We start from the raw sequence: 8,917 nt of genomic DNA on the forward strand, positions 1-8,917 counted from the left end.
GTACCGACCCGGCTTCCAATGTCGGTCAGGTATTCGATCAGACTATCGGTAACACTATCCAGCCCGTGACTGCTGTGTCTGGTCTTTCGGCTCTGGAGATTGACCCGCAGGACGCCGCCCAGCAATACCGCGCCAGAATCGTTGACCCTATTAAAGGTCTTTTGCCTGATGGCGTTGTTAACAGCATCAGTGAACAGCTTTCAGGAGCTTGTACGACAGAGATCGCTGCATTCGACGAGTTTACTGGCTTACTGACTGACGCTTCTCTGCTGACCCGCTTTGATCACATCATTTTTGATACTGCCCCAACTGGCCACACTATTCGCCTTCTTCAGCTTCCCGGAGCCTGGAGCAGCTTCATCGAAAGTAACCCGGATGGTGCTTCCTGTCTTGGTCCAATGGCTGGGCTGGAAAAACAACGCGAGCAATATGCTCATGCGGTTGAGGCATTATCCGATCCTGAACGAACTCGCCTTGTGCTGGTCGCGCGATTGCAAAAATCAACACTGCAGGAAGTCGCTCGTACTCATGACGAATTATCAGCTATTGGCCTTAAAAATCAGTATTTAGTCATTAACGGTGTCCTGCCTGCGAGCGAAGCAGAACGTGATGCACTGGCCGCTGCAATATGGCAACGGGAGCAAGAGGCGCTGGCAAATCTTCCTGCCGGGTTATCTGATTTGCCGACAGACAACTTATACCTGCAGCCGCTGAACATGGTTGGTGTATCCGCATTGAAAGGCCTGCTCAACGAACACGCTGAGATAACATCGCTTCCTGAACAAAGCCCACAGAACAAGCCAGAGAATATGTCGTTGTCTGTCCTGGTTGATGATATCGCCCGCAGTGAACACGGTTTGATTATGCTGATGGGCAAAGGTGGTGTGGGCAAAACCACAATGGCTGCGGCTATCGCCGTCAGTCTGGCGGATAAGGGTTTTGATGTGCATCTCACCACCTCAGATCCTGCTGCACATCTCAGTACAACGCTCAATGGCAGCCTCAAAAATCTGCAGGTCAGCCGAATCAACCCTCACGATGAAACTGAACGCTATCGTCAGCATGTTCTTGAGACGAAAGGCAGGGATCTGGATGAGGCTGGGAAACGGCTGCTCGAAGAGGATTTACGTTCTCCTTGCACAGAAGAGATTGCGGTGTTCCAGGCGTTTTCACGCGTAATTCGTGAAGCTGGCAAACGGTTTGTGGTCATGGATACGGCACCTACCGGGCATACGCTATTACTGCTTGATGCTACCGGGGCTTATCACCGTGAGATTGCCAGGAAGATGGGGGATAAAGGTCATTTTACCACTCCGATGATGCAGCTTCAGGACCAGGAACGTACCAAAGTTTTGCTGGTCACTCTGCCTGAAACCACACCTGTACTGGAAGCGGCAAACCTGCAGTCCGATCTTGAACGTGCGGGGATTCATCCCTGGGGCTGGATTATCAATAACAGCCTTTCGATTGCACAGACGCAATCGCCGCTGCTTTGCCAGCGCGCCCTACAAGAGCGTCCTCAAATCGAGGTTGTGAAAAACCAGCATGCAAGCCGCATAGCGTTAGTACCGGTAATGGCTGCAGAGCCCACTGGCATCGAGAAACTCAGGGAGCTGGTTGTTTAATTTTTTTTGTATATACAGGGCGGCAAAGCCGTCCTGTCTGGAGGATTTATGTTACTGGCAGGCGCTATTTTTGTCCTGACCATCGTTTTGGTTATCTGGCAACCGAAGGGATTAGGGATCGGCTGGAGTGCGACGCTGGGCGCGGTACTGGCGCTGATCTCTGGCGTAGTCCATTTTGGTGATATCCCTGTAGTGTGGAATATTGTCTGGAATGCGACGGCGACCTTTATTGCCGTGATTATTATCAGCCTTCTGCTCGATGAATCGGGCTTTTTCGAATGGGCGGCGCTGCACGTTTCACGTTGGGGTAACGGTCGCGGGCGTTTGCTGTTTACCTATATCGTTTTGCTCGGCGCAGCGGTGGCGGCACTGTTTGCCAACGATGGTGCGGCATTGATTCTGACGCCAATTGTTATCGCCATGCTGCTTGCATTAGGTTTCAGCAAAGGCACTACGCTGGCATTTGTCATGGCCGCCGGGTTTATTGCCGATACGGCCAGTCTGCCGCTTATCGTGTCCAACCTGGTTAACATCGTTTCTGCAGACTTCTTTGGGCTGGGTTTCACTGAGTATGCGTCGGTAATGGTGCCGGTGGATATCGCAGCCATTATCGCCACGCTGGTGATGCTGCATCTGTTCTTCCGCAAAGATATTCCGCCAACTTACGACCTGGCTCTCCTGAAAGCACCGGCAAAAGCGATTAAAGATCTGGCAACCTTCAGAACCGGCTGGATAGTGTTGATCCTTCTTCTGGTTGGCTTTTTCGTCCTTGAGCCGTTGGGTATCCCGGTCAGTGCGATTGCTGCTGTAGGGGCTGTCATTCTGTTTGCGGTGGCGAAGCGAGGTCATGCCATTAACACTGGCAAAGTACTTCGCGGTGCGCCATGGCAGATCGTCATATTCTCTCTGGGAATGTATCTGGTGATCTATGGTCTGCGTAATGCCGGACTAACAGAATACCTCTCCGGTGTGTTGAACGTGCTGGCAGATAAAGGACTTTGGGCCGCGACGTTTGGTACTGGCTTCCTGACGGCTTTCCTCTCTTCCATCATGAACAATATGCCTACCGTGCTGGTTGGTGCTCTCTCTATTGATGGCAGCACTGCAACAGGCGTTATCAAAGAGGCGATGATTTTTGCCAACGTGATTGGCTGCGATCTTGGACCGAAAATTACACCTATTGGTAGCCTGGCAACGTTGCTCTGGCTGCATGTCCTTTCACAGAAGAACATGACCATCACATGGGGATACTATTTCCGCACCGGGATCGTCATGACTCTGCCTGTGCTGTTTGTAACGCTGGCCGCGCTGGCGCTACGTCTCTCTTTCACTTTGTAATGAGATACTGATATGAGCAACATCACCATTTATCACAACCCAGCCTGCGGCACGTCGCGTAATACGCTGGAGATGATCCGCAACAGCGGTATCGAGCCGACCGTTATTCTTTACCTTGAGACTCCACCTTCACGCGATGAGCTGGTCAAACTCATTGCAGATATGGGCATTTCCGTCCGTACTTTGCTGCGTAAGAACGTCGAGCCGTATGAGGAACTGGGTCTTGCAGAAGATAAATTTACTGACGACCAGCTCATCGACTTTATGCTACAGCATCCGATTCTGATCAACCGTCCGATCGTAGTGACGCCACTGGGAACTAAACTTTGCCGTCCTTCAGAGGTTGTTCTCGATATCCTTCCAGATGCCCAGAAAGCGGCTTTCACCAAGGAAGACGGTGAAAAAGTCGTTGATGATTCAGGTAAAAGACTGAAATAAAGACGAAGGGGGCATTTGCCCCCTTCATTATTACTTCGCCATTTCTTCCAGCAGGTCAATACCAACCGGCTCTTCGCTCTGTAGCGCTGTTAATGCAATACGCTTTGCATACTGCTCTTCCACATCAGAGATGAGAGGCAGCTCGCGGTTCGCCCTGATCTTCAGGAAAGGCGAAGACGGTTGAGCAGCTGCCAGGCTGTTATTAACGACCCATGCCCACGGCTCGATGCCAGCTCGGCGTAGATCCTGCTGCAGGTTAGCGGCTTCCAGTACAGGTGTCGTTTCGGCAAGCGTCACGATAATCACCTTCGTCTTCTCCGGGTCTGCTGCTTTTTCGCTATCACCTGTCTTCGATGTCAGAAAGCGAGAGAATTCGGCTTCATGCTGTCGCCAGAACACACTCATGCAATTGTTGAATGCCTTTACATCACTCATGTTCGTCCTCAAATTTTGCTCAGATTAACCCGGCTCTCATCTTCCAGAATTTTATAAACAGTGGAACGGGCAATACTGAGCCGGCGGGCAATATCTGTTGCACCAGTTCCCTGCTGATGAAGTGCCAGTACACTATTTCTGTCGATGATGCGCTTTCGGCCAAACCGGATACCTTTCAGCCTGGCCTCCTGCCGTCCTTCGTTCGTACGCTCCAGAATCCTCCTGCGTTCGGCCTGGGCTACAGCTGAAAGAATGGTCACAACCATTTTCCCCATTTCACCGTCGGTGCTGATCCCGTCGTCTATGAATCGGACCGCGACTCCCTGAGCGTCGAATTCTTTTATCAGTTGGATCATATCGGCAGTGTCGCGTCCAAGCCGGTCGAGTTTCTTCACCAGGATGACGTCACCTTCCTCCACCTTCATTCGCAGCAGATCCAGTCCTTTCCTGTCGGTAGAACTGCCGGATGCTTTGTCGGTAAATATGCGACTGGCTTTCACCCCCGCCTCTTTAAGCCCCTTGATCTGAATATCGAGGGACTGCTGGCTTGTTGATACCCGTGCGTAACCAAAAAGTCGCATAAAAATGTATCCTAAATCAAATATCGGACAGTGGGTGTCTGTTATAACAAAAAATCGATTTAATAGACACCTAGACAACACCATTTTAGTGTGTCCGAGAATTTATAATATTTCGGACGGTTGCGAAATTGTTAATTCATGACCATCAGGCAGGGAGGCCGGTATGCCCGTCGATTTTCTGACCACTGAGCAGGAACTGAATTATGGTCGCTATGTTGCAGAACCCAATGACGTGCAGCTGGCGCGCTATTTTCATCTTGATGAGCGGGATCTTGCCTTCATTAACCAGCGGCGGGGAAGGCATAACCGGCTGGGAATTGCGCTTCAGCTCACCACCGCCCGTTTTCTGGGCACCTTTCTGACAGACTTAACCCGGGTTCTGCCAGGTGTTCAGCAATTTGTCGCGGTGCAGCTTAATATTCGCCGTCCGGAAGTCCTTACCCGCTACGCAGAACGGGTTACCACCCTCAGAGAGCATACTGCGCTGATTAAGGAATATTACGGTTACCATGAATTTGGCGATTTCCCCTGGTCTTTCCGCCTGAAGCGCCTGCTGTACACCCGCGCATGGCTCAGTAATGAGCGACCCGGCCTTATGTTTGATTTTGCCACCGCGTGGCTGCTTCAGAATAAGGTCCTGCTGCCCGGAGCAACCACACTTGTACGTCTCGTCAGTGAAATACGCGAACGGGCAAATCAGCGGCTGTGGAAGAAACTGGCCGCGTTGCCGGACAGCTGGCAGACCGCCCGCGTGACGGAGCTTCTGGACATTCCTGAGGGGCAGCGTACTTCACCGCTGGAGCAACTGAAAAAGGGACCGGTCACCGTCAGCGGCCCGGCATTTACCGAAGCGCTGGAGCGATATATCCGGCTGCGAAACCTGGAATTTTCCCGACTGAATTTTACCGGTCTGCCTGCTATACAACTGCGTAATTTGGCCCGTTACGCAGGCATGGCGTCGGTAAAATATATCGCGCGAATGCCACAGCAGAGAAAACTGGCCGTACTCACAGCATTCGTTAAAGCGCAGGAGACTGCGGCGCTGGATGAGGCCGTTGATGTGCTCGATATGCTGATACTGGATATCACTCGTGCGGCGAAGAAAACGGGGCAGAAAAAACGGCTCAGGACGCTTAAAGATCTTGATCGTGCTGCGCTAATATTGGCGCGGGCATGTTCATTGTTGCTGGATGAACAGGCTGACGATGCTGAACTGAGGGAGACCATATTCAACAGCATACCGAAAAGCAGGCTGGCAGAATCCGTCAGCAAGGTAAATGAGCTGGCCCGGCCTCAGAACAACAATTTCCATGACGAAATGGTGGAGCAGTACGGGCGGGTAAAGCGCTTTCTTCCGGCGGTATTGCGCGACCTGCATTTCCAGGCAGCGCCAGCCGGAGAACATACGTTGTCCGCCATTCATTATCTGACCGAACTGAACGGCTCGAAAAAGCGCATCCTGGACAATGCGCCTGAACATATTATTACCGGCCCCTGGAAACGCCTGGTATACGATGCGGAGGGCCGGATACAGCGTGCCGGTTACTCGCTTTGTCTGCTGGAGCGCCTTCAGGATGCACTACGTCGAAGGGACATCTGGCTCGAAAACAGCGATCGCTGGGGAAATCCCCGCGAGAAGCTGTTGCAGGGGGAAGAATGGCAGGCTCAGCGGGTCCCCGTTTGCCGGGCGCTGGGACATCCCACTGATGGACATAAAGGCGTGCAACAGTTGGCGGTCCAGCTAGATGAAACCTGGAAAACCGTCGCATCCCGCTTTGAAGGAAATGCGGAGGTTCATATTTGCCATGACGGTAAACATCCTTCCCTGACTATCAGCAGCCTGGAGAAACTGGAGGAGCCACCATCGTTGCATCGTCTCAACAGTCGGGTAAGGCTGCTACTCCCGCCAGTAGATTTGACGGAACTGTTGCTTGAAATAGATGCCAGAACGGGATTTACACGTGAGTTTACGCATGTCAGTGAATCCGGGGCCCGGGCACAGGATCTGCACATCAGCCTGTGCGCGGTCCTGATGGCAGAGGCCTGCAATATCGGGCTGGAACCGCTGATAAAGCACAATATACCGGCGCTGACGCGCCACCGGCTTAGCTGGGTAAAACAGAATTACCTCCGGGCAGAAACGCTGGTCAGCGCCAATGCCCGCCTGGTTGATTTTCAGTCCACACTGGAGCTTGCTGGCCGCTGGGGTGGTGGCGAAGTGGCTTCAGCTGATGGCATGCGCTTTGTCACGCCGGTGAAAACCGTCAATTCAGGACCTAACAGAAAATATTTTGGTTCCGGACGTGGCATCACCTGGTACAACTTCGTCTCTGATCAGTACTCTGGATTCCACGGCATCGTTGTCCCCGGCACATTACGAGATTCCATTTTTGTGCTGGAAGGCCTTCTGGAGCAGCAGACAGGGCTGAATCCGGTTGAGATCATGACAGACACAGCCGGTACCAGCGACATTATTTTTGGCCTCTTCTGGCTGCTGGGATACCAGTTTTCCCCCCGGCTTGCCGATGCCGGTGAAGCGGTATTCTGGCGAGTGGATAAATCGGCAAATTACGGTGCACTGGACGAACTGGCACGTGGTTGTGCCGATCTGTCGAAAGCCGAGGATCAGTGGGATGAGATGATGCGAACCGCCGGTTCGCTGAAACTGGGCACCATTCATGCTTCAGAACTCATTCGCTCTTTGCTGAAAAGCTCGCGCCCATCAGGGCTGGCACAGGCGATCATGGAAGTGGGGCGCGTCAACAAGACGCTGTACCTTCTTAATTATATTGATGATGAGGATTATCGTCGGCGGATCCTGACGCAGCTAAACCGGGGGGAAGGCCGCCATGCTGTGGCGAGGGCGATCTGCTACGGGCAGCGCGGTGAGATCAGAAAGCGCTATCGTGAAGGTCAGGAAGATCAGCTGGGGGCACTGGGCCTGGTCACTAACGCAGTGGTACTGTGGAACACACTTTATATGCAGGAAGCCCTGAGCTGGATACGCAGTAATGGAGAAGAAATCGGGGTTGAAGATATCGCCCGGTTGTCCCCACTGATGCACGGGCATATCAATATGCTGGGGCATTATACGTTTACGCTACCGGAGGATATTTTGAAGGGGGAACTGAGAGAACTAAATTTCAATTTAAACAATGAATTAACTTCTTAGCGTACGTTTTCGTTCCATTGGCCCTCAAACCCCTTAACCTAACGTTAATCGTCACTTCTATTTGGTCTGTTTGATTTTTTTTGTTTAGCGATTTTATGAATGACATCTTACTTTCCTCACCAGAGTTAATGTACTAATCAATGATAGTGAATCACTACATTGAAACAGAAGCATTGATCACATCTTTGATTTAAGCAATGACTTTATGTCATATATTTTTTATTAAGTTGAATTTAACGAACGATTTTGCGTAGCAAAGTCTAGTGAGTACACTATCATCCTGATAGTGGCCCGCCGGAGGCATCGCAATGCGATCCCCCGACTGGCTGGATGTACGCCAGAACGAGGGGGTAAGCATGGCGAATTACGCGATAATGCGCTGCAAAAAGCTGACGGGAATGGGCAGTGTGGCCAGCGCTTTGCAGCACTGCTACAGGGAGCGTGAGACGCCGAATGCTGACGCTGAACGGACACCAGAAAACTACTGCTCTGTGTCTCAGTCGGCAGATGAGGCGATGGGAAAGCTGCGGGAGCTGTTGCCGGAAAAACGCCGTAAAGATGCGGTACTGGCTGTTGAGTACGTTATGACGGCAAGCCCTGAGTGGTGGAAAGAAGCGACACCGCGGCAGCAGGCGGAGTTTTTCGCCCATTCTGAGCAGTGGCTGGAGAAGAAATACGGGAAGGATCGTGTTGTGGCTGCGGTAGTTCACCGGGACGAGGCCACCCCGCATTTGTCAGCGTTCGTGGTGCCATTGACGCAGGATGGACGGCTGTCCGCGAAAGAGTTTATTGGCGGGCGGTCAAAGATGCGTGACGATCAGAGCACCTACGCTGAATCAGTAAAAAAATTGGGTCTTGAGCGCGGCATCGAGGGAAGCCGTGCCACGCATCAGACAGTTCAGCACTACTACCAATCGATAAACCGTGGCACCCGTAGCCAGGTATCAATCTCGCCAGATGCGCTGGAGCCGCGCGTATTGCGGAAAGGAATTTTCACCAAAGACGTGGAAGATCAGGCAGCCATAGCCAAACGTCTAAGTCACGCAGTGAACGATGGCCTTGCAGGAACCATCGCCATGGCCTCTCAGAGCGCGCAGAATGCAAAAAGAGTGCGCGAGCTACAGAAGACTATGGACTCGCAGCAGAAACGCCTACAGAGCGTTACAGAGCCTTTTAAGGGCCTTTCCAGAGAGCAGATGACCGAAATCCTGATGATGGCTCAGCGGTTTAAGGGGTCGGTTCCGGCTGAGGGCGAAATGACACCCTAAGCTTTCGGTTCCTTGGGCCAAAGATATTCGCCAGTCAGTAGAATGTGCGCCCAGCCCAAT

Annotated in this window: 7 protein-coding genes; 5 read left to right on the forward strand and 2 right to left on the reverse strand. The window is 52.2% G+C overall.

The window, feature by feature from the left end; translation table 11 throughout:
- From arsA to arsC, 3 genes are all read left to right on the forward strand, one after another.
- On the forward strand, nt 1-1,625 hold a 1,625-nt coding region (gene arsA / locus F9C28_RS19110; protein ID WP_199016863.1), incomplete at its 5' end, for an arsenite efflux transporter ATPase subunit ArsA.
- Nucleotides 1,626-1,673: 48 nt separating this feature from the next.
- The gene (gene arsB, locus F9C28_RS19115; protein ID WP_003026002.1) at nt 1,674-2,963 is read left to right on the forward strand and encodes an arsenite efflux transporter membrane subunit ArsB; all 1,290 of its coding nucleotides are present in this window, start codon (nt 1,674-1,676) and stop codon (nt 2,961-2,963) included.
- Nucleotides 2,964-2,975: 12 nt separating this feature from the next.
- Nucleotides 2,976-3,401 (forward strand): glutaredoxin-dependent arsenate reductase, encoded by a 426-nt coding sequence (gene arsC / locus F9C28_RS19120; RefSeq protein WP_000065759.1) that lies wholly within the window; start codon nt 2,976-2,978, stop codon nt 3,399-3,401.
- Between the two features lie 30 nt (nt 3,402-3,431).
- On the opposite strand, the gene F9C28_RS19125 is transcribed toward arsC, so the two are convergent.
- Together F9C28_RS19125 and F9C28_RS19130 are read right to left on the reverse strand one after the other, a co-directional pair.
- Nucleotides 3,432-3,836 (reverse strand): ArsA-related P-loop ATPase, encoded by a 405-nt coding sequence (locus F9C28_RS19125; protein ID WP_004118313.1) that lies wholly within the window; start codon nt 3,834-3,836, stop codon nt 3,432-3,434.
- An 8-nt stretch (nt 3,837-3,844) separates the two neighbouring features.
- On the reverse strand, nt 3,845-4,417 hold the full coding sequence (locus tag F9C28_RS19130; protein WP_001556711.1) for a recombinase family protein: 573 nt from the start codon (nt 4,415-4,417) through the stop codon (nt 3,845-3,847).
- Nucleotides 4,418-4,580: 163 nt separating this feature from the next.
- Here F9C28_RS19130 and F9C28_RS19135 point away from each other — a divergent pair, with 163 nt between their 5' ends.
- Together F9C28_RS19135 and mobV are read left to right on the forward strand one after the other, a co-directional pair.
- Nucleotides 4,581-7,589, forward strand: a complete 3,009-nt coding sequence (locus tag F9C28_RS19135) for a Tn3 family transposase (RefSeq protein ID WP_012291341.1) — start codon at nt 4,581-4,583, stop codon at nt 7,587-7,589.
- 356 nt (nt 7,590-7,945) lie between these two features.
- The gene (gene mobV / locus F9C28_RS19140) at nt 7,946-8,857 is read left to right on the forward strand and encodes a MobV family relaxase (protein WP_233149181.1); all 912 of its coding nucleotides are present in this window, start codon (nt 7,946-7,948) and stop codon (nt 8,855-8,857) included.
- Nucleotides 8,858-8,917 lie beyond the last annotated feature (60 nt).

The organism is Shimwellia pseudoproteus (genome assembly GCF_016415625.1).
Lineage (GTDB): Bacteria > Pseudomonadota > Gammaproteobacteria > Enterobacterales > Enterobacteriaceae > Shimwellia > Shimwellia pseudoproteus.

Coding starts and splice junctions, on each gene's coding strand:
- arsB (WP_003026002.1), top strand. CDS start 1,674: ATGTTACTGGCAGGCGCTATTTTTGTCCTGACCATCGTTTTGGTTATC.
- arsC (WP_000065759.1), top strand. CDS start 2,976: ATGAGCAACATCACCATTTATCACAACCCAGCCTGCGGCACGTCGCGT.
- F9C28_RS19125 (WP_004118313.1), bottom strand. CDS start 3,836: ATGAGTGATGTAAAGGCATTCAACAATTGCATGAGTGTGTTCTGGCGA.
- F9C28_RS19130 (WP_001556711.1), bottom strand. CDS start 4,417: ATGCGACTTTTTGGTTACGCACGGGTATCAACAAGCCAGCAGTCCCTC.
- F9C28_RS19135 (WP_012291341.1), top strand. CDS start 4,581: ATGCCCGTCGATTTTCTGACCACTGAGCAGGAACTGAATTATGGTCGC.
- mobV (WP_233149181.1), top strand. CDS start 7,946: ATGGCGAATTACGCGATAATGCGCTGCAAAAAGCTGACGGGAATGGGC.